Source organism: Yoonia sediminilitoris, from assembly GCF_003058085.1.
In the GTDB taxonomy this organism is placed as follows: domain Bacteria; phylum Pseudomonadota; class Alphaproteobacteria; order Rhodobacterales; family Rhodobacteraceae; genus Yoonia; species Yoonia sediminilitoris.
Map to the genome: position 1 here is coordinate 88773 of NZ_QBUD01000005.1, position 24850 is coordinate 113622.

23 protein-coding genes and 1 pseudogene are annotated in these 24850 nt (G+C 57.0%); 17 read left to right on the plus strand and 7 right to left on the minus strand.

Annotation, left to right across the window (positions count from 1 at the left end):
- Window positions 1-39: 39 nt before the first annotated feature.
- The 10 genes and pseudogenes from C8N45_RS11760 to C8N45_RS11805 all read left to right on the plus strand — a co-directional run bounded on the left by C8N45_RS11760 (window position 40) and on the right by C8N45_RS11805 (window position 10932).
- Window positions 40-546, plus strand: a complete 507-nt coding sequence (locus C8N45_RS11760; RefSeq protein WP_108386454.1) for a nucleotidyltransferase domain-containing protein — start codon at window positions 40-42, stop codon at window positions 544-546.
- Between the two features lie 238 nt (window positions 547-784).
- Window positions 785-2131, plus strand: coding sequence for an ABC transporter substrate-binding protein (locus C8N45_RS11765; protein WP_108386455.1), 1347 nt, complete (start codon window positions 785-787; stop codon window positions 2129-2131).
- A 64-nt stretch (window positions 2132-2195) separates the two neighbouring features.
- A complete protein-coding gene (locus tag C8N45_RS11770; RefSeq protein WP_108386456.1) occupies window positions 2196-3491 on the plus strand; it encodes a carbohydrate ABC transporter permease in 1296 nt (431 codons plus the stop codon).
- Window positions 3488-4315, plus strand: coding sequence for a carbohydrate ABC transporter permease (locus C8N45_RS11775; protein ID WP_108386457.1), 828 nt, complete (start codon window positions 3488-3490; stop codon window positions 4313-4315). Before C8N45_RS11770 ends, C8N45_RS11775 begins: the two co-directional genes overlap by 4 nt.
- A complete protein-coding gene (locus tag C8N45_RS11780) occupies window positions 4315-5358 on the plus strand; it encodes an ABC transporter ATP-binding protein (protein WP_108386458.1) in 1044 nt (347 codons plus the stop codon). Before C8N45_RS11775 ends, C8N45_RS11780 begins: the two co-directional genes overlap by 1 nt.
- Complete coding sequence (locus C8N45_RS11785; RefSeq protein WP_168769463.1) at window positions 5355-6773, plus strand: glycerophosphodiester phosphodiesterase; 1419 nt, start codon at window positions 5355-5357, stop codon at window positions 6771-6773. The genes C8N45_RS11780 and C8N45_RS11785 overlap by 4 nt, the downstream gene beginning before the upstream one ends.
- Window positions 6766-7785: a LacI family DNA-binding transcriptional regulator gene (locus tag C8N45_RS11790; RefSeq protein WP_108386460.1), complete on the plus strand. Its 1020-nt coding sequence runs from the start codon at window positions 6766-6768 to the stop codon at window positions 7783-7785. The genes C8N45_RS11785 and C8N45_RS11790 overlap by 8 nt, the downstream gene beginning before the upstream one ends.
- Window positions 7775-8551, plus strand: coding sequence for an inositol monophosphatase family protein (locus C8N45_RS11795; protein ID WP_168769464.1), 777 nt, complete (start codon window positions 7775-7777; stop codon window positions 8549-8551). Before C8N45_RS11790 ends, C8N45_RS11795 begins: the two co-directional genes overlap by 11 nt.
- 91 nt (window positions 8552-8642) lie before the next feature.
- A complete protein-coding gene (locus C8N45_RS11800; RefSeq protein WP_108386462.1) occupies window positions 8643-10196 on the plus strand; it encodes a metallophosphoesterase family protein in 1554 nt (517 codons plus the stop codon).
- Between the two features lie 31 nt (window positions 10197-10227).
- Window positions 10228-10932: pseudogene (locus C8N45_RS11805) on the plus strand (IS6 family transposase).
- Between the two features lie 223 nt (window positions 10933-11155).
- Here C8N45_RS11805 and C8N45_RS11810 read toward each other — a convergent pair.
- The gene (locus C8N45_RS11810; protein ID WP_245882644.1) at window positions 11156-11497 is read right to left on the minus strand and encodes a tyrosine-type recombinase/integrase; all 342 of its coding nucleotides are present in this window, start codon (window positions 11495-11497) and stop codon (window positions 11156-11158) included.
- 51 nt (window positions 11498-11548) lie between these two features.
- Here C8N45_RS11810 and C8N45_RS11815 point away from each other — a divergent pair, with 51 nt between their 5' ends.
- Window positions 11549-11896 carry a hypothetical protein gene (locus tag C8N45_RS11815; protein WP_108386464.1) on the plus strand — a complete coding sequence of 116 codons (348 nt, stop codon included), beginning with the start codon at window positions 11549-11551 and terminating at the stop codon, window positions 11894-11896.
- 18 nt (window positions 11897-11914) lie between these two features.
- On the opposite strand, the gene C8N45_RS11820 is transcribed toward C8N45_RS11815, so the two are convergent.
- Window positions 11915-12739, minus strand: a complete 825-nt coding sequence (locus tag C8N45_RS11820; protein ID WP_108386465.1) for a crotonase/enoyl-CoA hydratase family protein — start codon at window positions 12737-12739, stop codon at window positions 11915-11917.
- A gap of 168 nt (window positions 12740-12907) precedes the next feature.
- Here C8N45_RS11820 and C8N45_RS11825 point away from each other — a divergent pair, with 168 nt between their 5' ends.
- The 4 genes from C8N45_RS11825 to C8N45_RS11840 all read left to right on the plus strand — a co-directional run bounded on the left by C8N45_RS11825 (window position 12908) and on the right by C8N45_RS11840 (window position 15788).
- Complete coding sequence (locus tag C8N45_RS11825) at window positions 12908-13270, plus strand: polyketide synthase (RefSeq protein WP_108386466.1); 363 nt, start codon at window positions 12908-12910, stop codon at window positions 13268-13270.
- A 68-nt stretch (window positions 13271-13338) separates the two neighbouring features.
- Entirely contained in the window at window positions 13339-14169 is an 831-nt protein-coding gene (locus C8N45_RS11830; RefSeq protein WP_108386467.1) for an MbnP family copper-binding protein, read from the plus strand.
- A 4-nt stretch (window positions 14170-14173) separates the two neighbouring features.
- Complete coding sequence (locus C8N45_RS11835) at window positions 14174-15280, plus strand: methanobactin export MATE transporter MbnM (RefSeq protein WP_108386468.1); 1107 nt, start codon at window positions 14174-14176, stop codon at window positions 15278-15280.
- A gap of 34 nt (window positions 15281-15314) precedes the next feature.
- On the plus strand, window positions 15315-15788 hold the full coding sequence (locus C8N45_RS11840; RefSeq protein WP_108386469.1) for a copper chaperone PCu(A)C: 474 nt from the start codon (window positions 15315-15317) through the stop codon (window positions 15786-15788).
- A 67-nt stretch (window positions 15789-15855) separates the two neighbouring features.
- On the opposite strand, the gene C8N45_RS11845 is transcribed toward C8N45_RS11840, so the two are convergent.
- On the minus strand, window positions 15856-16866 hold the full coding sequence (locus C8N45_RS11845) for a serine hydrolase domain-containing protein (protein ID WP_108386470.1): 1011 nt from the start codon (window positions 16864-16866) through the stop codon (window positions 15856-15858).
- A gap of 21 nt (window positions 16867-16887) precedes the next feature.
- Window positions 16888-18738, minus strand: coding sequence for an extracellular solute-binding protein (locus tag C8N45_RS11850; protein ID WP_108386471.1), 1851 nt, complete (start codon window positions 18736-18738; stop codon window positions 16888-16890).
- Window positions 18739-18876: 138 nt separating this feature from the next.
- On the opposite strand from C8N45_RS11850, the gene C8N45_RS11855 reads away from it, so the two are divergent.
- A complete protein-coding gene (locus C8N45_RS11855; RefSeq protein ID WP_108386563.1) occupies window positions 18877-19677 on the plus strand; it encodes a DUF1194 domain-containing protein in 801 nt (266 codons plus the stop codon).
- 39 nt (window positions 19678-19716) lie between these two features.
- Here the strand turns inward: C8N45_RS11855 and doeB are convergent, their stop codons facing one another.
- Both doeB and doeA read right to left on the minus strand, forming a co-directional pair.
- Window positions 19717-20706 (minus strand): N(2)-acetyl-L-2,4-diaminobutanoate deacetylase DoeB, encoded by a 990-nt coding sequence (gene doeB / locus C8N45_RS11860; RefSeq protein WP_168769465.1) that lies wholly within the window; start codon window positions 20704-20706, stop codon window positions 19717-19719.
- On the minus strand, window positions 20703-21887 hold the full coding sequence (gene doeA, locus C8N45_RS11865) for an ectoine hydrolase DoeA (RefSeq protein ID WP_108386473.1): 1185 nt from the start codon (window positions 21885-21887) through the stop codon (window positions 20703-20705). Before doeA ends, doeB begins: the two co-directional genes overlap by 4 nt.
- A gap of 175 nt (window positions 21888-22062) precedes the next feature.
- Between doeA and C8N45_RS11870 the strand changes: the two genes are divergently transcribed.
- Entirely contained in the window at window positions 22063-23442 is a 1380-nt protein-coding gene (locus C8N45_RS11870) for an aspartate aminotransferase family protein (RefSeq protein WP_108386474.1), read from the plus strand.
- Window positions 23443-23620: 178 nt separating this feature from the next.
- Here C8N45_RS11870 and C8N45_RS11875 read toward each other — a convergent pair whose 3' ends face one another.
- Window positions 23621-24445, minus strand: a complete 825-nt coding sequence (locus C8N45_RS11875) for a phosphogluconate dehydrogenase C-terminal domain-containing protein (RefSeq protein ID WP_108386475.1) — start codon at window positions 24443-24445, stop codon at window positions 23621-23623.
- Window positions 24446-24850 lie beyond the last annotated feature (405 nt).

A 24850-nucleotide genomic window follows, 5' to 3' on the forward strand; every position in this document is an offset into this window, starting at 1 on the left:
GACGGTGTCTGGTGCGAGCGCTTGATTGGTTGGAGTTGAATGCAGGCATCTTCGGTCGTTCAGTTCTGGGAAATCGCGCAAGCCCACGGTTTGAATATCTGTATAGATGGCGGCTGGGCTGTGGATGCGGTCTTGGGAGTGCAGACGCGCCCGCATGGTGATCTTGATATTGCGCTGCCCGCTTCCGAGGTCCTGGCTCTGACATCGCTGCTTGGGGAACGCGGTTTTCGCGAGGTTGCGCAGCCTGATAGTTGGGAGCACAACTTCATCCTTCAGACAGACAGCGGAGATACCATCGACGTGCATTCTTACGAGTTGCATGCTGATGGGAGCAACCAGGATGGCGTCGCCTATATCGAGGATCATCTAAACGGCGAGGGGCACATTCTGGGGTGTCGCGTTCGGTGTGTCCCGCCGCATTGGCTTGTCCAGTTCCATACCGGGTACGAGGTTGACGAGACTGACTGGCATGACGTCCGATTGCTGTGCGAGAGGTTTGGTTTGACCATTCCGGATGCTTACGAGCGGTTCACCGGGACCGAATAAAGATTCTGGCATGAGCATCAGTTTTGGCGTGAGTAGTCGTGCGAAAACACAAGCTGGGCGCTAAAACAGGCATCCGGCGTCAAATAAATTTTACAATATTTGTACAGGCTTGAAGGAGATTTCTCCGGCATGGGCGCACGCTTCACCGGAATTTTCTTTTCAGATTGAAAGAAGTCTGCAATCTTGTTTGCACACGTGTGCAACGACATGCTTATATTAACCATTGGGAGGTAAATAAATGACTAACGAAATTCGGACTTCTGCCCTTGCCGGTGCCATTGCTGTACTAGCAGGCCCGACATTCGCCGAAGACATCAACATTACCGTTTGGGCTGGTGGCTCGAACGACAGCGATAGTTACCGGATTGAAGCGATTGAGATTGCGGCTGACATATTGGAGCGTGAAGCTGCTATCCAGGGCGAAGAACTGAATATCACAGTTGAGGGCCGTCGCGACTTCACCGGATGGGATGAATTCAAGCAGGGTATCACGTTGGGCGCTGAAGCCGGTACGGCCCCAAGCATTGTTGTAACGTCACACCTCGATATCGCGCCATGGAGTCAGGCAGGATACATTGTCGCGGTCGAAGACTACGTTGATCTCGATTCCTGGCCGCTGAACAACGTTTATCCCAACCTTATGGAAATCGCCTCTTATGCGGGCACGCAGTGGGGTATCCCGCAGGATTCCGAGTCGCGTCCGTTCTTCTTCTGGCGCGAAACCATGACGCAATTGGGCTATAGCGAAGACGATATTGATGCGCTTCCTGCAAGAGTCGCCAGTGGTGAGTATACGCTTCGCAATGTTCTTGAAGACGCCAAAAAGGCCGTCGAAATGGGGATCGTTGAGGAAGGTTACGGTTTCTATCCACGCCCCTCCAACGGACCGGATTACGCACAGTTCTACCTGTCGTTCGGCGGAGAGCTGGTGGATGCCGACACTGGCAAGCTGGTGCTCGACAAGGCATCGATGACTGAGTTCTATCAGTTCTTTGTCGATCTCGTGGCCGCTGGCGCGACCCGCCAGAACCATATCGGGACTGACTGGAACCAGTGGTACAACGAAGTCGCAAATGGTCGTGCTGCATTCTGGCACGGGGGAACCTGGCATTTCGGCCGTTATGCACGCGAGGGCAATGACGATTTCTGGAACACGATCCAGTTTTCCCTGATCCCTGCGGGTAATGATGCCGGACGTCCCAACACAATCACGCATCCGCTGGTGTATCTGGTGATGAACCAGGAAGACGACCGGGTCGAAGAGATCGCAGCACAGCTTATCGCAATCGCAACAGAGCCACGTCTGAATTCGCTTCATGCGATCCAGTCCAACCACCTCGCAGTTGCGAAAGCTCAGAGCAATATCGATCTTTACAGAGGCGATCGCTGGGCGTCTGAGGCGACCGAGGTTCTTCTGAGTTCGGCGTCGTCACAACCGAACCACCTTCAGTACGGCGCTTTTTCCGAAGCCATGTTCCGAGGTCTGGAGTCGGCATGGTCCGGGGTCCAGACACCTGCTGAAGCAGTCGCAGAGGTCGAGGCTCAGATGCGGGCCACAATCGGCGACGACCTGATCGTACGCTAAATCAGTAAACTGGCGGGGTGCGAATTTTCGCGCCTCGGCCACCTTCACCAAGGACATAACGCCGATGACGTCCCGAATGCTGGGCATAGGTTTTCTTTCGCCCGCGATCATTGCAGCCTCGATCTTCTTCCTGCTCCCTGTTCTGCTGACGGTTATGTTTGCTTTCACGAACATGTCGACTTCGACGGGGATCATGGGTGGAGATTACCGGATCAACACCGAACAACTGCGCAGCGTCGGCGAAACCGGCATCAGTGCCGAGTCCGTGGAAAAGCTGGAGACAGCAGGATTTCAGATAACGGAAACCGGCTTGGCTGCACTGGCCGATCAATTCGACGAGAAGGTAGCGGACGAGTTGCGCGAAGATTTTCTGGGAGAGTCCTTTGCGGCACGGCGAGATCTTGAACGCGTATTGCGCCAACTTGATGACCCCATCCGCAAAACGCGGGATCGCAAGGCCGCGGCCGATCTTTTTGCGGTAACGATCGTCGGCGAGCGCTTTGATACCGAAGAGCAGTTCAGAGCGGCCCTGAGCGATACCGGGATCAACCCCGCTGACCATGACGTATTGGCAGAATTCGCCTATACTGGTTGGACCTGGACCACGGACAATTTCAAGCTGTTGATGGAGTTGCCATCGACGGTTCGCTTTGCAACCAACACAGCATTTTATGTGGTCTGCACGCTGACGTTCAATATTATCTTTGGCCTGTTTTTGGCGATCTCGACGTTCTATCTGCCGGGCAAATACGCCAATACATTCCGTGCCATCTGGTTTCTGCCGCGCATTCTTCCGCCCGTTCTATATGTTCTGATGTGGAACTGGTTCACCTGGGATAACGGGTTCATCGCCACCGTGACGGGCTGGTTTGGGGTCCCGCCACAAAACTGGATGATGCAGACGGCACCCCGAGCCTGGACGGTGATAATACTGATCAACGGGTTCGTCGGCGCGTCATTGGGAATGATTTTGTTCTCATCCGCCATCAAGGCCATTCCGTCTTCGATGCTTTATGCGTCGGAGGTAGACGGTGCGAACCGTTGGCAACAGGTCCGGTATATAATTTTGCCGCAGATGCGCTGGCCGATCTTGTTCATGACGTCGTATCAGACACTTAGCCTTCTGACGTCATTTGAATATATCCTTCTTGCGACAGACGGAGGGCCAGGGAGAACGACGGAAGTCTGGGCGCTGGCAGCCTATCATACCGCGCTGAACAATTATGGCGGGAACCTGCAATACGGGTTGGGTGCCGCGTATGCTCTTGCGCTGGTCTTTATCGGAATTGCGCTGTCCGTCCTTTACCTCAGATTCTTCAACTTCAAGGAACTGCTTGCCAAACCGAGGATCGAACAATGACCGCTAATGCACGTATCTGGCCACTTGTCTTGATCCTGACAATCTTTTCGGCGCCGCTTGTCATCATGTACTTCTATCAGGTTGTCGACAGTATCGCGCAGCCGGAGCCTGGCTCGTTGGTACCCGGGGCCATAGACGTTTCGAACTGGCGTTTTCTCTGGGAGAGGATCGACACAGGGCGTCCGTCCATATGGGTTGTGACCTTTAATACCTTCCTTTTTGCCAGCACCACGGCATTTTTGGTAACCGCCCTTTCGACGACGGCGGGGTATGCCCTGTCGCGGCTAAATATGCCGGGAAGGCCCTATTTTCTTGGCGGGCTGATCATTCTTCATGCGTTCCCGACGATCACTCTGATCATCGCGATCTTCATCATTCTTCAGTTTCTCGGCCTGTTCGACACGCTGCTTGGCATCATTCTCGTGAAGGCGGCGCTGGAACTGCCGTTTGGTGTCTGGATCATGAAAGGGTTTTACGACACTGTGCCTTGGGAAATTGAAATGGCCGGTGTTCAGGATGGGGCAAGCCGGCTGCGCGTCTGGTGGGAGCTTGTATTGCCACAGGTCAAGCCGGGGCTTGCTGCGCTTCTGATCATATCGTTCTTGTCCGGTTGGTCAGAGTTTGTGTTGCCGTTGGTTCTGGCACCCGGATCAGGCACACAGGTTCTTGCGACTTATATGAATGCAGTCATTCAAGACGACGCAACGGCTGATTTCGGCCTCTTCAAGGCGATCGGCATGTTCTACTCAATCCCAGTCATCATTATCTATCTGGTGTTCCAGAAGCAGTTGATGAACATCTACGGCGGAGGCACCAAAGGCTGATGAAACTCAGGCTCGAAAACTTCACAAAACGCTTTGGCGCCCTGACCGTCATCGAAGAAATGGACCTGACGGTTGAGAGCGGCGAGATGATGGCCCTTCTCGGTCCTTCGGGGTGCGGCAAGTCCACCACGCTTTTTGCGGTTTGCGGAATTCATAAGATGAGTGGCGGCAAGCTTTACTTCGGCGACAGCGACGTGACGACCTTGCCAGCGCAAGAACGTTCGGTGGGGGTCGTGTTTCAGAACTACGCGCTCTACCCGCATATGACGGTTGAGCAAAACATCGGCTTTCCGCTGAAGGTGCAGCGAATGTCCAAGTCCAATATCCGAGCCGAGGTCGAGCGGCTTGCGGACTTGGTTCAAATTGGCGAACTGCTGGACCGCCGTCCCGCGCAATTGTCTGGCGGGCAGCAGCAGCGGGTCGCTTTGGCGCGCGCGATGATCCGCAAGCCGGATGTGTTGTTGCTTGACGAGCCGCTTGCCAACCTCGATGCGAAGTTGCGGTTGGAAATGCGATCCGAGATCCGTCGGATCCAGCGCGAGACCGGAATCACCGCTATTCTTGTGACGCATGACCAGGTTGAGGCGATGTCGATGTGTGACCGGATCGCGCTGATGAGAGACGGCAAGATCGTTCAGCTCGACACACCGGAACAGATGTATAACAATCCACGCTCGCAATTCGTCGCGGGCTTTCTTGGCAATCCACCAATTTCTTTTCTCCCTGCGATGGCGGGCGACGTTCTGTCGTTTGGGCAAGGGCAGACGCTTGCGCGCCCGCCAGCGTTGGAGGCTTCGGGCGACGTCATCGTGGGCATTCGGCCCGAGCATTTTGGGCCGCAACACGGTACGGGATTAAGGGGCGAGGTGACTTTTGTTGAACCGCAGGGCCGCGAAGAATTGATTGACGTTCGGCTGGATGGTGGCGGTGAGATCCGTTCGATCTTGCCTGCGGGCGAGCCAGTGCGGGTCGGGCAACGCATTGATTGGGGGGTTGCAACGGAAAGCATCCTTGCGTTTGGGAAAAACGGGGACCGATTGTGACGTTCCCCGGCATTCCACCGCGTCCCTATTCCATTGCGCACCGTGGGGCGTCGGCCTACGCGCCCGCAAATACGCTGGCGGCATTTCGCAAAGCGGCGGAGTTGGGCGCCGATATGTGGGAGGTGGACATCCGGGTGTCTGCGGACGGTGTTCCCATTGTCCATCATGATGCGGCTTTGGCAAGCGGAGAGGCTGTGAATGCATTGTCGCGCGCGGCTTTGCGGGACATCATGCCGGATTGTCCTGATCTGAGCGAAGTTGTCGCGCTGGCAGCCAAGCTTGGCGCGGGCATTTATGCGGACATCAAGGATGCAGACGCCGCGCTGGCCACCATGCATCTGTTGCAGGAAGCCGAGATTTCGCCTGTGATCATCGGAGCTTTCAGGCCGGAAATTGTTCAAACTTTGAAGGAGGCTGGGAGCACCTATCTTGTTGCCGGTCTTGTGCCGCTGGGGGCCGATCCCCATCTGCACGCAAAGGACGCAGACATTATTCACTTGTGCTGGGAGCGTATGCCCAGGCCGCAAGACACACTGACCCGGGAGTTGTTTGGCCGCGCGTTTCGCGAAGGCAAGGAAGTGGTCTTGTGGCACGAAGAGGACCCCGAGCGGATGGCCGCGATCCGGACGAAACCTGTGACTGGCATCTGCTCTGATATGCCTGAACTCGTAAACCCGTTTTGCGCCCCTTCGGACTATCCTTTCGATATTGTCTGTCACCGGGGCGCCAATCTAATCGCCCCTGAAAACACGCTGCCTGCGTTGGAGTGTGCCTTGGCGGCAGGGTTCGGCTTCATTGAAGTCGATTTGCATGTCACATCGGATGGCGAGATCGTGACGATACACGATGATTTTCTTGATCGTACGACAAATGGCTCTGGGCCGGTGACACAGCATTCTCTGGCCGAAATCCGGGAACTGGACGCGGGTGGTTGGTTTGATCCATTTTTTGTCGGCATCAAAGTCCCGACGCTTGGTGAAGTTCTGGATTTGTTGAAGCGGTATGACGGACGCGCTTATCTAGAGTTCAAGTCCGCGCCGCCCAAACCTGTTCTGGAGCAGGTCGAACGCGCTGGATTGCTGGACCGGGTGTTTTTCTGGTCATTCAACAGAGATTTCCTTGTCGAGCTTCGTCGCCTCAGCCGGGATGCCAGAATAATGGCACGCCGTCAGGATTATGCGTCGTTGGAAGAAACGATTTCGGATTTCGATGCAAATATCGTCGAATTCATTCCTACAGAGGAGGCGTTGGAAATAGCGCCGCTTCGAGGGAGCCAGGTGAAATCGATGTTGGCCTATATGGGAGGCGACACCGCGGTCTTTGCACAGATGCTTCAGGTGCGCCCGGATCTTTTCAACCTCAATCAGCCGTTCGCTTTTTCGCGTTTCGTCGATCGGGGACGACGTGATGGCTAAGAACGTGCAACGCAAAGCCACTTCATTCGACGTGGCCCGTCTTGCGGGCGTTTCGCGGTCTGCCGTCTCTCGGGCGTTCACGCCCGGCGCCAATATTGCACCTGAAACGAAAGAAAAAGTGACCAAAGCGGCGTTGGAGCTTGGCTATCGCGTGAACTCTTTGGCGCGTGGTTTGCAGAAAGATCACTCCGGCCTTGTTGGCCTTGTGGCTTCGCGACTGGACACGCCGCTGCGGTCGCGACAGGTCAGGCAACTGAGCGAGGCCCTGATCCGTGAAGGACTTAAGCCGATGTTGATCACGGCAGAAAGCCCGGATGAGGTCGGTAGCCTGATCGAGTCACTTCTTGGCTATAGTGTCGCCGGGATGATTTTCACATCAGATACGCCACCTCGTGCTTTGATTGAAGATTGCGGGCGACTTGGTCTTCCCGTGGTGCTTGTGAACCGCGCCGGCGCGTCGAATTGGGGTGATCGCGTCGTTGCTGACAACGCCCAAGCGGGACAGCTTGCGGCGCGGATTCTTGTAGACAGCGGTGCTAAATGCCTTGGTTGTCTTGTTCCCAGAAAGAAGACCTACTCGGTTTCGGGCCGTGCCGAGGCGTTTCTCGGCGCAGCCGCCGAGCGTGGCCTGTCGACTGAAATTCTTTACACGCAGGATCAGGGATACGCGGATGCGCGGCTTGGAATAAATGAAACGGACCGCGCCGTATTCGACCGCATTGACGGCTTGTTTTGCTCGACGGACCTGATGGCACTTGGTGCGCTTGATGCGCTGCGGATTGATCTCGGAATTGCGGTACCTGACCAGATACAGGTATTGGGTTTCGATGATATCGAGCAGGCCAGTTGGGGGTCTTTCAATCTGTCTACCATTCGCCAGGATGTCGACGCGCAAACCAAAACGGTCGTGCGCCTCTTGAGAGAGCGGATTGCTGATAGTTCCTTGACCAACAGGGTAGAGCGGCAACCGTTGAATGCGGTTCTGCGCGGGACAACACGTCATGATGGATGACCGCCTTAAGGCAGCGCTTAATATGGCGCACGAGGCCGGAGAACTGGCGAAAACGATGCGCGAGAGCCCAAGTGCGTTGGAAACGAGTTCCAAGGGGCGTATGGATCTGGTCACAGCCGCAGATCATGCGGTCGAGGCCTTGTTACGTGAGCGGATTTTGAAGTTCGAGCCGGATGTTGCCATTTTGGGCGAAGAAGGTGGCATGGAAGGGACCGGCAAAGCAGTCTGGATCCTTGATCCTATTGACGGCACGATGAATTTCTCGCGGGGGCTGCCAGATTGGGCGATTTCGATCGCCTTTTTTGACGGAACGCAAATCACACATGGCGTCATTCATGCGCCTGATCTAGGTATTACCGCTTGGGCAAAGCGGGGGCATGGCAGTTTCTTGAATGGTCGTCAGATTGTTTTCGGAGACACGGTGCCAGAGAGTCCTATCGTCGCATTGGGTTATTCACCGCGAGGCGCTTTGACCGACTATTTCGCGCGCATCGAGACGTTGTTGGACGCTGGTATTGAGCACCGGCGGCACGGGGCCGCTACGATTGGCTTTTTAGGCGTTCTTGCGGGATGGTTCGATGCTTTTTTCGAACCCGCGCTGAATATCTGGGACGTGGCGGCCGGTCTGTTGATAGTTGAAGAGGCAGGTGGAGTCGTACGGCACGATCCATTCTCAGACTTCCTTGAAAGGCCATCTAATGTTCTGGCGCGCAATCGCGGTTTCCCCGGTTTGACGACCATTGTTGATTCCGCTGAATTTGCGTGACGCCTGTCAGCGATGTCATAGGAAACCGGTGTCGGTCGCAAAGGTGAGTTGACCGAGAAACCAGCCGTATTGCGAAGGGTGATCATACACTATGGCTGATAGTTGGTCTGGCAAGGTCGCAGTTCTCGCGGATCCACATTTTCATGATACAGGCGCTGGGCATGCGTATGGGCTTGGAGAGAGGGATTGCTTTCGCAGCCTTGCAGAGTCGACCGCTTCCACCAGGGTGTTCAACGAAGGCGGTGCGGCTTTGGTTCGCGCTCTGGATATTCTGGTCGAGCGAGGTGTGCGCCTAGTGATGATTGCGGGAGATCTGACCGACGATGGTCAGGCTCCAAATTGGCGTGCTTCATCGGATTTATTGGATAGCTATTCTCAACGGCATGACATGCGGTTCTTCTTGACGCCGGGCAACCACGACCAGTGGTTCGGCGACGGCAAGCCCCTTCGACAGGAGATGGTGCGTTCCGATGGAACGACCTTTGTGGTGTCGGGCGATAGATCGCACGAGACTGCACACTTCGCTCCAGAAATGTTCCAGATAGGGCAGGCGGATGTGCTGAATTATGCCTCGGGGTTCGGGCTTTGCCGCCACAGGGACGACCTCCACTGGGAATCTCCTTTCGGCACTTCGGATGCGTTGGAAAACCGTATTGGATTGCTCTACCGGACCGGGTTGGATCCTATTGAGGCGCCGGACCTGTCTTATCTTGTTGAGCCGGTTGAAGGACTTTGGATCCTGGCGATTGATGCCAACGTCTATTTACCGGATGCAAACGGATGGCGCGACTTCGCAGCAGAGGGCTGGATTGCCGTATTGCGTCACAAGGCTTGGCTGCTCGACTGGATCCGCGATGTGTCTCGTCGCGCACGGGAGTCAGGAATTCAGCTTATGTGCATGTCGCACTTTCCTGTGTGTGATGTCCTTGATGGGGTTCCTCGCGGACTGGCCGAGCGCGTCATGCCAACTTTGGACGTGGCGCGTGCGCTTGCACATACGCGTATGGGGCTACATTTCAGTGGGCATTGGAACATAAACCGCACCGGTTTGCAGACTGTAGGAAATGATTGGCTGGTGAATGTGGCTGTGCCGTCCACCGCGAGTTTTCCTGCGGCGTTTAAGCTGGTCGATGTGCAGGAGACGCAGGCACGGATCGAAACACTTCGGCTGGGATCGGTTCCAGGGTTTGATGCTGCATTCGAGCACTATCTTGCGGAACAGCCGATGACGCCGTTGGCTCAAACCGGTGATTATGACAGTTTTCTGGCGCAGCATTTTGCGGGTCTGATCGGACAACGCTATCTGGTCCACGACTGGCCTGAGGAATTCAGTGCATCTTTGGAGAATTGCACATTGGCAGATATGTTGTTCAGGATTGGTGCTTATGTGCCGACGACGTGCAGCGTAATTCCTATGCGTTTGGCTGTAGAAGACTACTATGCTCTTGAACAAGGCGGGCAGCTTGCCGGAGTTCCCACAGAGCGTCTCGCCGTTTACAGAAGCTTTGACGTTTCCGCATCCATCCAAGGAACTGAAAGTGAGCGCAGACTGTACTTGGGCCTGACTTGCTACAGCAGGACGCATCCAGACGACAGTTTCGTTGTGGATCTTTTGGATGGGCACTGTCAGAAGAAGCCAGCTTGAGGCGGGCAGGAGCCATGTATAGCATTCGGCCATGTCCGGATCTGATCCATTCCGCTACTTCAAAACGAGCCGCGAGATTATTCGCTTGGCGGTGATGCTGTATGTTCGCTTCCCTCTGTCCCTTCGCAACGTGGCAGATCTTCTTCATGAACGGGGCATCGATGTCAGCCACGAAGCCGTGACACATTGATGGCATCGGTTCGGTCCAATGTTTGCAGCCGAGATCCGAAGGCGTCGAATCTCGGGCATGAAGTCGAGCAAGTGGCGTCGGCACCTGGACGAGATGTTCGTGAAGATCAACGGCGAGCGGCACTACCTTTGGCGGGCCGTGGATCACGAAGGCGAAGTCCTGGAAAGCTTCGTTACGAAGACCCGTGATAAGAAGGCCGCCTTGAAATTCCTAAAGAAAGCAATGCGTAAGCATGGTCGCACCGAGGTGATCGTTACGGATCGGCTGCGGTCATATGGTGCTGCGCTGAAGGAGATTGGCGCAGCACACAGACAGGAAACTGGCCGCTGGACCAACAATCGCGCTGAGAATTCTCACTTGCCATTTCGACGACTTGAGAGGGCCATGCTTCGTTTCAGGCGCATGCGAAGTTTGCAGAAATTCGCCTCCCTTCACGCCTCGGTTTACAACCTGCTCAATTCGGAAAGAAGCCTTCACTCACGATCCAATTTCAAACTCAACCGTGCCGTCGCTCTGGCCGAGTGGCGCGGTCTCGGTGTGGCATAAAGGGCAGTCATAGAAGTTAGGCCCCTTCTCGGTGGTAGGCACATCATCGTCTCGGGGCTCCGCACCCGCCATTGGAACGTCAGCGAAGCAGTCGGGTCCCCGGCCAATGGTTCCAATCCGAGACTGGGCTGCCCCAGAACTGGATGCGCGACTACGACCCAACTCTGGGGCGGTAAATCCAAGCGGACCCGCTCGGGCTGGTCGATGGGGCGAGCGTCTATGGCTATCCGCCTTTGCTCAACTTCCCAGCCATGACTTCTGCTGCAGCCCGGAGTGGTTCATCAGCAAGATGAGCATAACGCTGTGTCGTGAGCGGATTTGTGTGACCGAGAAGCCGTCCAACGATCGTGAGGCTCATGCCGCTCGAAACAAGTTGCGATGCATGTGTGTGGCGGTTGTCATGTATCCGATAGTCGTGGATTTCTGCATCAGTGAGAACAGACTTCCAGAACTTCTTAAGATCGACAATATGCTTAGTCTTCGACCTGCCGGGGAAAACAAACATTGATTCATTGCTTTGCGTTTCACGTATGCCCTTAAGCAAAACGACCGCAGCCTTGGCCAAGGGCAGGTGCGCACCCTTCGATGCTCAATATGAATTCAGCGCGGACCAGAATTGTCCCTGAACCAGACGGCGCGGGACATCATCCTCAAAGCGCTTGCGAAAGTAGCATGCTCAAGGATCAAAGCCTTGCGCTACGGACGGTCAGCAAAAATTGCGGCAGTGATTGCTGTTCCACCGATCCAAGAGGTGAGCGGAACCGCCTTTTTTAAAGAACAGGTTACACAACAGCATCGCAAAGGGCAGCCGCAAGAGTTCAATCAGCTTGGGTATCAGCTGCACGAATGCCACAATCAAGGCCTCAAGCGCCCAATTCACTTCGAACCTGCCAGCAATGCTGCGTTGCTTGGCCTGTCCCATTTCCTGTTATCGTTGTTGGATATCTCCCCGCACGCGGTCTGAAATCGCGAGACCGCTGCATCACCTCCCCGAAACATCCTGACCACCGGGACGCACGCGTGCCGCACTTTTGTCCGCGAAGGCGGCAAGCCGCGCGCGCGCGTCTGGCTGGGTGTTCACCACCCCCGCCACGACGGCTTCGGCATAGGCGGCATCCATGGCAGACATATTCTGCAAATGGCTGACCGCCGAACAGATCGCAAAATTTGACAGCGGCAGGTTCTGTGCAGCCTTACGGGCCAAATCGAGTGCAGCATCAAGGCTGGACCCATCCACCATATATTGCGCCAACCCAAGATCCACGGCGTCTTGCCCCTGATAGACCCGGCCCGTCAGCATCATGTCGACCATGCGGGCTTTGCCCACCAGATCTGTCACCCGGATCGTGGCGCCACCGCCAGTGAAAAGTCCGCGCTGCCCCTCAGGCAATGCAAAATATGCGGTCTGATCCATGACGCGTATATGGGCAGAGCTGGCCAATTCCAGCCCACCTCCGACGACGGCCCCCTGCAAGGCCGCGATGATCGGCACACCACCATATTCCATCTTGTTGAACGCCTCGTGCCAGCGCAGGCAGACATGCATGAAATCCGCCGGGCTGCGGTCGGCATCATGATGTTCGATCAGATCAAGGCCCGCACAAAAATGGTCCCCCGCCCCGGCCAGAACGACGGCCCGCACACCCGCGCGCGGTGCCACAGAAAAAAAGTCAACAAGTTCATCGATCGTATCGATGTCCAAGGCGTTGCGCTTTGCAGGGCGATTCAGCGTGACCACCCAGACACCATCGTCGTGGGCTTTTATGTCGAGGTTCTGAAAACGGGTAAGGTCAATTTCGATAGGCATGGGGACATCCCGTCTTGGTCAGTGTTTGTGTCGCACAAAAACCTGTGATTGTGGTCTTTGCGGTTCTTGAGGCCACCATCTTTGCCGGAAAAAAAACTGACCGCAAGGAAACTGATCACGCAAAGTTCTTCTTTTCCAACTCAGAGTCAGGTGCTATCAGCCGACGTCATGAAGATTTGGTTGCGCAACCTGACCGCCAGAGTTCTGGTCTTGCTGCTGACGCTTGCCTTTGCAACGTCCGGTTTTGCACATCGTCTGGCATCACCACAGGACGCACAGCTTGCACTGGCCGCCGCTGAACTGGGCCTGAGCGTCAGTGATATCTGCGGCGATTCCGGTGATGAACATGCGACCAGCAGCACCTGTGAGGTCTGTCTTCTGACTGCGGCGAGCGGTCTACCACCTGTGTCATTTGCTTTGCGTGCGCTGGATACCACAACGATTGGCGGGCTTTCCGACCTGCGTACGTCGACTGTTCGCAGCTGCGCCGACAATACGGCCCATCCCGTGCGCGCACCCCCATTTGTCTGAAGCGTTTCTGAACTAAGCGAAACCTTCTCCGGCGCATCCCGCTGGCAAAACACAAATGGAAACGACAGATGAAAAAGCTTGCTTTGCTTGCAGCCGTCGCTGCATCCCCTGCCCTCGCCGACCAACCGGTCACAATCAACTTTGCCGCCGAGATCGGGGGCGCGCCCTTTGACTGCGCGCAGACCTATAGCGGTATTGGCGCAACGGGCGCTGATATCAAAGGCACCGACTTTCGCACATATGTCAGCGATTTGGCCTTGGTCGCAACCGATGGCACCCGCGTGCCCGTCACACTGGATCAGGATATCTGGCAATACGAAAACGTGGCGTTGCTTGACTTTGAGGATGCGACAGGGGCCTGCACCAACGGCACATCGCAGACCAACACAACAGTACGCGGCACTGTGCCAAACGGCACCTACACAGGGGTAGCGTTTTCTGTTGGCGTGCCTTTTGAAATGAACCATGGCGACCCGACGGTCGCACCCTCACCACTCAACCTGACCTCTATGTTCTGGAACTGGCGCGGCGGTTACAAGTTCGTGCGGATCGACATGGTGCCTACTAACCCTGCGGAAAACGGGCCCAAAGGATGGTTCCTGCATCTTGGCTCAACCATGTGCAAGGCGGGCTCCAAAACCGAGGCACCGACCGCGGTCTGTGGCAATCCCAACTTGATAGAGGTTGCATTCGACAGCTTCGATCCGGCTGCAAACACGATCATCATCGACCCCGCCGCCGTGGTTGCCGAGGCAGATTTGCGACACAACACACCCGAAACATCGCCGGGCTGCATGTCGTTTCCCGGTGATGCGGATTGCACCACGGTCATGACCCGGCTCGGGCTGCCTTACGGTGATATCCCCGCGTCATCGCAAGCGTTATTTGTGAAGCGCTGAGCAGATGCGCACTGCTGTTCTATGGGCGGCGGCAATCCTTTTGTCAGGGGCGACAACCGCCCCGGCAGAAGGGTACGATTGGGATTTGCCTGACTGGATGCCCCGCCCCGCAATCCCCGAAGATAACCCGATGACCGCCGAAAAGGTCGCGCTGGGGCGGCATTTGTTTTATGATGCCCGCTTGTCTGCGGATGGCACCGTTGCCTGTTCGTCCTGTCACGACCAGACCCGCGCATTCACCGACGGCCGTGAAACCGCCATCGGGATCGATGGCACCTCGGCTGGCAAAAACGCACCGCCCTTGATGAATGTCGCCTATTTCCCCGTGCTCACGTGGGCCAACCCGCATATGACAACGCTTGAGTTTCAAGCGCTGGTGCCACTGTTTTGCGAAAACCCCCAAGAGATGGGCGGCGGCGGTCAAGAGACCGCGATATTCGCACGTCTGCGCGGTGATCCCTACTATGCAAGCGCTTTTGCCAAGGCATTCCCCAACACACCCGACCCTGATCTTTTTACGGTAACGCGGGCGCTGGCTGCTTTTCAACGCAGCCTGATGTCATTTGATGCACCCTATGACCGCTTCAAATACGGCAGCGATCTGGACGCGCTCAGCCCTGCGGCCCAGCGCGGAGAGCAGCTTTTCTTTGATCACCGCTTCGAGTGTTATCACTGCCATCAAGGGGTGATGTTTTCGGACAACTTCCAGACCGAAGGCAGCCCTTGGTCAGAGACTGGGTTTCATAACACGGGATTGTATAGCACCTATCCGGCAGAACTTCCCGGCCTGATCGAATTTACCGGACAGGCCGAAGATGCCGGGCGCTTTCGCACGCCAAGCCTGCGCAATATCGCGGTGACCGCCCCCTACATGCATGACGGGTCAATCCCGGATTTGCGTGGCGTGCTCGATCATTATGCAAAGGGCGGGCGCGAAGGGCACGCGATGCAAGACGGCATGATCGTCGGCTTTGATGTCACATCGCAGGAAATGGATGATCTTGTCGCTTTTCTGGAAAGCCTGACAGACGACGCATTCCTCACCAACCCCGCTCATTCAGACCCATGGCCGGCAAACCACCCGGCCCGTGTCAACCGGGCGGACCCCTAATCTTGGCTGCTCACTCACAAAAGGAACACATCCCATGAAAAAACTACTTCTGACCGCCGCACTGTCGTTGACCGCTGCAACACCCCTTTTTGCCCATGACATGGTCGCGGGCGATCTGCACATCATCCACCCGTCCATACCTGACCCGTTGCCAACCGCAAAATCAGCGGCGGGCTATATGGTCATTTCGAACGACGGCGACACACCCGAACGACTGCTGGAGGTGCGCACGCCCTTTGCCAAAGTCTCCACCATCCATGAAACGGTTATCGATGATGCTGGCGTCGCGCGGATGCAGCCCGTAGTCGATCTGGTCATCGCGCCAAACGACATGCTGGTACTGGAGCCGGGGGGGATGCATGTGATGTTCATGGGCCTGACCAGCACCGCCGACGAAGGCGACATGATCCCCGCGACGCTGATCTTCCAAAACGCCGGCGAAGTGGTCGTTGAATTCATGGTCGATCCAAGCGGCGGCATGGACCATTCAGCGATGGGGCACGACTAGAGGCGGGCAAGCCGCGTTTAAATCCCGCTCTGGCAAAAGTTTCCGGTTTGCCCGACAGCAAACCGGACTAACCCATCTGCGCGCGCGCCGCAGGCATGATCGCCGCTTCGATCAGTTGCTTGAGTTGGCCGAAATAGCCGCCACTGCGCGCGGGCCGCGTCGGGTCAGAGGTAATGGCAACAGTCAGCCCCAGCTTTGGCGAAATGCAAATAATCTGCCCGCCATAGCCCCGCGCCAAGGCATAGTCATCACCGCCTGCCCGCCCCAGAAACCAGCCATAGCCATAGCTGAGCCCCGAATAGGGCGAGCGGGTCACAGGCCGCAATGACCGGTCGACCCAATCCTTGCTGAGCACCTGGACCCCACCCCAGCGCCCGCCATTGCGATAAAGCTCGCCAAAACGGGCCATCGCAGGCAATCGCAGGGCCATTTCATTACCCCCGAGATAACGGCCCTGCGGGTCACGGGTCCATGCTGGGATCTCTATCCCGAGGGGGTCGCCCAGGCGGGCGCGCGCAAGCGCCAGCAAGCTTTGACCAGAAATCTCTGACAGGACCGCGCCCAACACATGAAACGACCCCGTCGAATAAAGCATTCTTTCGCCCGGCTCGGCCACAAAGGGGCGCGACAGGGCATTCGCGACCCAATCGCTGCTGCTGACCCATCCGCCGTAGTTGCTGCCCGACGTGCGTTCCAGCCCTGCCTGCATCGTGACGAGGTTTTCAACAGTGATCCGGCCAACCCGTGGATCGGCCCCCGCAGGAATGAGTTGCGGCGCAAGATCGGCCAGTGTTGCATCCAGCGCAGGGATATCACCACGATCCAGCGCCGCGCCAGTCAGGGCCGCCACGATTGTCTTGGACACCGATTTAATCGGGACCGCACGCGTTATGCCGGGGCCGCGAAACACCTCTGACAGGACGGAGCGGCCATTCAATTGCACCAGAAGCGCATGACATTGGTCAAGGGATCGCGCCTGCATGGCAACTGTGCCCCAATCCGCAGCCTGTGCTCGGGCAGGCAGAGTGGTCAGGGCCGTGGCACCTGCCAGAAAAAGACGTCGGTTGAGGTGGTTCATGCATACTCCTGCAATAGGTTTTCAGAACCTGTCGGTCAGCGCACCGGCCGCGACGAGGGCATCGTATTTGTCCCGATCGAACCACCAAAATTCAACGCCCCGATTGAAATCATAAATCGCGCGCTGTTCGGGCATATCGAACACATCCCAGACCGCCACCCGGTGCGCGCCAAGATGCCAGTTGCCAATCCACAGGTGCTTGGACCGCAGCACCCGGTCGAGTGCGCGGGCCGCCGCAACCAGATCATCGCGCGTCGGGGCAGCAACCACCTTTTCGATCAGCGCATCAACCACCGGGTCAGCCACACCGCTGAGGTTATTGCCGCCCTCTGCTGCCGCTGAGGCAGAGCCGTAGAAAGCCCGCAATTCCGCGCCGGGCGTGACCTCGACCCCCCAAGCGGTCAGTGACAGGTCAAAATCATAGGTCTGGCGTCGCTCGCTCCAGGAACTGGGGTCGATGATCTCGAAGTTGATGTCGATGCCGAGGCTCTTGAGATTCTCGGTAAACGGCACAATGACCCTTTCTAGGCTGCGACTATCGTCGGGAAAGGACAGCGACAAGAGCTCTCCTGCTGCATTTCGGCGCATCCCGTCATCTCCCGCAATCCAGCCCGCATCGTCCAGCAATCGGGACGCGGCACGCAATGCCGCACGGTCCCGTGGTGACGCGGCACCAGCATAGGGGCTGTGGGGCGGTTCGGTAAACACGTCTGCCGGAAGGTCGTCGCGAAACGGTTCAAGCAAGGCAAGCTCTGCGCCTTCGGGGATGCCCGATGCTTCCATCTCTGTATTTTCAAAGAAACTGTCGGTCCGGTTGTAGGTCCCGTAAAACAGGGTCTCGTTGGTCCACTCAAAATTGAACGCATATTCCAGCGCCTCGCGCACGCGGATGTCTTGCAACGCGGGTTGTCGCATGTTGAACCAGATGCCCTGCGCGCTTGGCGGGCGGCCGTCAGGCAGCATCATCTGTTTGACCCAGCCATTCTGCGCCGCCGGAAAATCGTACCCCGTTGCCCATGAGGCAGACCGATATTCAACCCGCATCAGATATTCGCCAGCGGCAAATGCTTCTAAACCGACAGTGTCATCCACAAAATATTCATAGTTGAAACAGTCAAAATTGTTCTTGCCCGCATTCACAGGCAAGTCGCTGGCCCAATAGTCGGGGTCTTTGCAGAATGTGATCGTGCGCGGGGCGTCTGCCGTATCGACAACATAAGGACCGGACCCGACCGGGATCGTCATCCAGCTTTCGTCAAAGGGCACATCATCATAGAAATGCGCGGGCAGCACGGGCAGTTCGGCAATGGCACCAAGCACGCCGCTGCCGGCTTCCGGGGCAAGGTCGAACCGGACGCGGTGGTCGGTTTCGGCAGTGATGTTCTGAACATCGGACAACAAGTTGCGATAATACGGGTGCCCGTCTGTCTTGAGCGCATTGATCGTAAAGACGACATCGGCGGCGGTGACCGGTTCACCATCGTGAAAACGCGCCTCGGGCCGCATGTCAAAGGTAACGTAAGACAGATCATCGGGGTAGGTGATGGTTTCCGCGATCAAACCATAAAGCGCGTCGGGCTCATCGTAGGCGCGCACCATCAGGCTGTCGTAGATGTGATGTGTCACCTCCGGGGCACTGTCGCCCTTGATGATGAAGGCGTTGAGGCTGTTGAAGGTCGGCGTGCCGTAAAGTTGGCGCTGACTCATCGTGCCGCCTTGGGGCGCATCGGGGTTGGCGTAGTCGAAATGGGGAAAATCCGGGCCGTATTTCAGATCGCCAAAAGTCGAAAAGCCGTGACTGACAGTCACATCGGCGCAAACCGGCGTGGCGAGCGTGACACAAATAAGGCTTGCGCGGATATCAAGGTGCATTGTCTGGCTCCAGTTTTGGTCTGAGAGTCAGCATAGCGCGGCTGACCCTTTCGTCCATACGAGATAGCCGGCGCATTTGTGGGTCAATCACAGCAGAATTGATTGGACCCTTCAGGGTTGCTTGGGCATCTTGATCTCATGAAAATCGCCCTGATCCTGCTGGCCCTGCTCAGTCTGAGCGTTGCGCGCCCTGCGATTGCTGATGAAATCGAAGTGGACCTTGAACTGGTCTTGATGGTCGATGTGTCGCGGTCGATGACCGAACGCGAACTCGAAATCCAGCGCCGCGGTTATGCAGAGGCCTTGCAATCCGACAGTGTGTTTTCGGCGGTTCAATCGGGCCTGCTGCAACGGGTGGCGATCACCTATATCGAATGGGCCGGCACCCAAGAGGTGGTCGTCGGCTGGCGCGTCGTGCAGACCCGTGCCGACCTTGATGCCTTCGCCCGCAGTCTGACGTCGAAATTCAACCCCGCACTGCGCCGCACCTCCATTTCGGGCGCGCTGAGTTATGGGACCGCCCAGTTGAATAACAATATTTACAAGGGCCTGCGGCGGGTGATTGATATATCGGGCGATGGCCCCAACAATCAGGGCCGCTACGTCGTGCAGGCCCGCGACGAGGCGCTGGCGCAGGGCATTATCATCAACGGACTGCCCCTGATGACCCGCGAGGGAATGGGCAACAGCTGGCATCTGGACGACCTGGATGTATATTACCGGAACTGTGTCATTGGCGGGCCAGGGTCTTTTGTGATCCCTGTGCTGGATTGGGCGGATTTTGCAGAGGCGGTGCGGCGCAAGCTGATCCTTGAAATGGTCGCCACTCCGCAGCCGGACATACTGGTGCAAGTCCAGTCCACATCACGCGACCCCAGCGATTGTCAGATCGGTGAAAAGATATGGCGGGACCGGCAGCAGTATTGGGGCGATCCTTAGAGTCTTATCCTTCGTCAATCTACGCAAAGCGCGCAAGCCTCAGGCCCGTGTCGCGACCAAACCTACAAAATCGCCCATCTTGACCAGTCCCGGCACGTGGCGCGCCGTCAGTATGCCTGCCCTGCGCGCGCAACAGACAGTCGGTTCTGCGCCCGTGCGATTGGCTGGCCAGACCCGCGCGATGGGTTGATCTTCGGCCACGGTGTCACCCATTTCGACCAGATATTCGATCAGGCCCGCAACTTGGGAAATCACAAAACATAGCTCGTCAGGCATGTCCAGTTGCACGGTTTCTTGCAGGTCGATCTGACCTGCCATTATGCCCGCGTGAATCAACAGATTGCGGATGCCTCTGCGCGCGATCCCAACCGTCCGCGGGCTGGCTGTTCCTGCCCCGCCAAGTTCGGTCGTGACAAAGACCTTGCCCTGATTTTCGACCTCGGTGTCGAACATACCAACATTGTCGATCTCCAGCATCCGCACCGAAAAGGGCGCGTTAAAGGCCTGCATCGCGGCCATGCAGGCGGCTTCTTGTGCCTTGTCATCTAAAATATGTGCGGCGGCAAAGGGCAGAAAATCCAGCGTGCGCCCACCGGAATGAAAGTCGAGCACGATGTCAGCCTGCGGCACCAGCTGGGTGGCGATGAAGTGGCTTATCTTTTGCGTGACAGTTCCGTCCGGACGGCCAGGAAAACTGCGGTTCATGTTGCCCCCATCGATTGGGGAGCAGCGCGCACCGGCGGCAAAAGCGGGCAGGTTCATCATTGGCAGGATAATGACGCGCCCGGCGATCTGGTCAGGTGTCAGCGAAACGGCCAATTCTTGCAGGGCAATCGGCCCTTCGTATTCGTCGCCATGGTTCGCCCCGGTCAGCAGTGCCGTCGGCCCGTCGCCATTGGCAATCACGGTGATCGGGATCATCACCGCCCCCCATGCGCTGTCATCGCGGCTGTAGGGTAATTTCAGAAACCCGTGATGAACGCCCTGGGCATCCAGCGGAATTGTAGGGCTGATCGGATTGGCAATCATGCCTTGACCCACAATTCGCGCGGGGTTGTGCAGAAACATTCGCATCCGGTCTCTGTAATCAGGATCGGCTCTGTTATCTCTAACCCGCCATCGTCTAGCCACAGGGCAGGCATGAAGTGAAATGTCATGCCGGGTTCCAGCACTGTCGTGTCACCCCGCCGGAATGAAATCGTCCGCTCGCCCCAATCGGGGGGATAACTGATGCCGATGGCATAGCCGCAGCGGCTGTCTTTCTCGAACCCGGCCTTGTTGAGCGTCGCGTTGAAGGCATTGGCGATGTCCTGTGCCTGATTGCCGGGTTTGGCCTGTTCCAGACCAGCTTCAATCGCGTCCAGTACGGCTGCTTCCGCGTCACGGTATTTTTGTGGAACATTGCCCAGGAAAAGCGTGCGTGACTGCGGGCATTGATAGCGCCGATGCGCGCCAGCGATTTCAAAGAATGTCGCCTCGCCGGTCTTCATCGGGCGGTCGTCCCATGTCAGATGCGGGGCGGTCGCATCAAGGCCGGATGGGGCCATCGGCACAATCGCGGGGTAGTCGCCCCAATATCCGTCGGCACCCCTGATTCCGGTTGCGTAGATCTCTGCGATCAGGTCATTCTTGCGCAGGCCCGGTTCTGCAAGGTCCAGAATTCGGCTGTGCATCGCTTCAACAATCCGGGCAGCGCGACGCATATAGGTCAGTTCCTGCGGGGATTTGACAGCGCGTTGCCAGTTGACCAGCGCGGTGCTGTCCACGATCTGCGCGCCGGGCAACCCCGCGATCAGGGCGGCATGGGCGGCAGCAGAATAGTAGTAGTTATCCATTTCGACACCGATGCGGGCCGTCTCAAGCCCCAGTTCGGTCAACAGCAGCGCCAATTCCTGCATCGGGTGCTTGTCAGGGTTCTGCACAAACGTGTCGTCATAGCCGCGCAGATTATCGTCGCTTTCCATGAACACCGTCCGGCGCGCGCCGACCGAATCCATTGCGCGGCCCCACCAGACCGGGTCGCCCTCAAGCGTCAGAATGACCCCCTGATGCACATAGAACGACCACCCGTCATACCCGCTGAGCCATGACATATTCGACGGGTCACTCACGACGATTGCGCCCAGCCCCCTCGCGGCCATGGCCCGCCGGGTTTTGGCAATCCGCTGTCGATATTCTTCGGTGGTAAAGTTTGCTTCGTGTGTTGTCATGTGGCAATCCTGTTCCCTGATCCCGCCTGCGGGATATCGCGGGGAAACCGTCGTTTGTTTTATCGAAATTGACAAGACAACAAACGATGCTGCCCCCCTAGTGATCAGTGCGAATTTCGATTAGGTCTCGACCAGAATGGGCGCGCCGCCTACCCCCTCAAGACCGGAGCAACAGATGACAACGACCCAGACAAACGACCAGCTATCGCAATGGGATCATGACCACTTTTTTCACCCATCGACGCATCTTGGCCAGTTTGCACGCCGCGAGATGGGCAACCGCATCATCACCGGGGCGAACGGGGTACATATTACTGACCGCGAGGGGAAATCGTCGCTTGACGCGTTTGCGGGGCTCTATTGCGTGAATGTGGGCTATGGCCGGACCGAGATTGCCGATGCGATTGCTGCGCAAGCGCATGAATTGGCCTATTATCACTCCTATGTCGGGCATGGGACCGAAGCCTCCATCACTTTGTCGCGCATGGTGGCAGAGCGGGCGCCCGAGGGTTTGAACCACGTATATTATGGGATGTCCGGATCCGACGCGAACGAGACAAACATCAAGCTGGTCTGGTACTACAACAATGTGCTGGGCCGCCCGGAAAAGAAAAAGATCATCTCGCGCTGGCGTGGCTATCATGGCTCTGGTCTGATGACCGGGTCGCTGACCGGACTTGAATTGTTCCACAAGAAGTTCGACCTGCCACTCAATCAGGTGGTGCACACGGAAGCGCCGTATTATTTCCGCCGCGCCGACCGGTCGATGACCGAGGAAGCCTTTTCCGCCGATTGCGCACAAAAGCTTGAGGCCCTGATTGAACGCGAAGGCGCCGACACCATCGCGGCATTCATCGGTGAGCCTGTGCTGGGCACCGGCGGCATTGTCCCCCCACCTGCGGGCTATTGGGAGGCGATCCAGAAAGTCTTGGCCAAGCATGACATTCTGCTGATCGCGGATGAGGTCGTGACCGGCTTTGGCCGTCTTGGCACGATGATGGGGTCGGACCATTACGGGCTGAAACCTGACTTGGTCACCATCGCCAAGGGGCTGACATCGGCCTATGCGCCGCTGTCGGGGTCTATCGTGTCAGACAAGATATGGCAGGTATTGGAACAGGGTACCGATGAATTCGGGCCAATCGGGCATGGCTGGACATACTCGGCCCATCCGATCGGGGCTGCCGCGGGTGTGGCAAACCTGAAACTGCTCGACAGTCTTGACCTTGTATCAAATGCGGGCACGGTGGGGCAGTATCTAAACACCGCGATGGCCGACGCGCTGGGCGATCATGCCAACGTGGGGGATATTCGTGGCGAGGGCATGTTGTGTGCCATTGAATTGGTCAAGGATCGCGACGATCACGTCTTTTTCGATGCCGCCGACAAGGTCGGGCCACGCATTGCCGCTGCCATGCTTGAACATGGGGTAATCGCACGGGCCATGCCGCAGGGTGACATCATCGGGTTTGCGCCGCCGTTTTCACTGACGACCGCGCAGGCAGACCAGATCGTCGCCGCCACCCACGCCGCCGTCAAAGAGACACTTGGCTAAAAAGCATCCGTTATCGCAGCGATGGCGCATGATGTCGCAATGCAGAACCATGCCCAGTCAGCCGGCCCAGCTTTGTCACTATCGGCGGATTGTCCGCCGCAAAGTTGGTCCGGCAGCGATGACCCCACTCTCGGTACCTTGTGCATCAAGCGGATCAACGCGCTAGGACGACAGGCGGCTAGGTAATCCGTTTGATACTCTGCGCGATCTCTTCGGGTTCAAAGACGCGCTTCCAGTCATCGCGCATTAAGACCGGCTTGCCGAATTCAATGGCCTTGTTGCAGGCATCGGAAAAGACGCCATCTACCTCACCAAAGATGACAGCACCCAGGATATTCATATGGCCCAGCAGGAAGTCACGCGCGGCCTCTCGCGGAACACCCCGCGCAACAACTTCATCCATCGCTTCACGCATGACGTCCAGCAGCGATGCGCAGACGGTTTCCGACAAGCCGGGCTCCAATAACGCCATTTGTTCAACCGTGACGCGGTGGGACCGCGCGACAGGGGCAAAGATCGCTTTGCCGACTTTCTCACCCAAGGCATAGTCCGCTTCAGGACCCTGCATCAGTGCATTGACGATCCCTTGCTGGGCAGCAATGCCGCCAAAATAGTCCTTGCGCCCTTCCGCTGTCGTTTCGTCGTTGAAAATTGGAGGATGACAAGGATGGCTTACGAAATATGTCACATCTTTCCGCTCGGGCAGATGTCCGGCAAAAGGGGCCGCTGCATCCAGACAGACAATCATCGCCCCCGATGGGACCTTGTCGATAATTGATGCCGCGACGCGCCCAATAACCGTGTCAGGCACGGCAAGAACGACCACGTCCGCCCCGTCCAACGCACTGTCAGGCGATTGACAGTCAAACCCCAGCTCCGTCTTCAGACGTTCGCGCCCTTCGGGCGAGACTTCAACATGCGCTGTCTCAAAATCTGTGGCGGCCAGATTGCGGGACAAACGGACCCCCATTTTCCCACCTGCTCCGAACAAGGCCAGTTTCATACGATGTCCCCCTGATCTGCGATGTGCTAACGGTTCGGATAAAGGCCCCGTCAATTCGCGAAACCTGACAATAGGTATGCAGGCAAGTCAAGCAGCGCGATTGACTGATCGTGAATGACCAGGCTGGCGAACCGCCACTCTTGAATGGCGTCTTTGCGTGTTGCATGGGGCAGTTCGAATACCATCTGCGGCCAATACGTTCGCGTCGACACAGGTAGGGCTCATGGAGTTTTGTTTGGGCAAAAGCGGGATCAGCGCAGCAAAAAAGGCGCAAATCCAAGCGCGTATGCTGAATGAAAACGCCACTGCAATACGCGCATAGAAACATCCAAACACTTAGGGGCAGGACCCATTAATCCTGCCAAATGATGCGGCATCGCATTTGATGTCCGCCAAAACCGACTT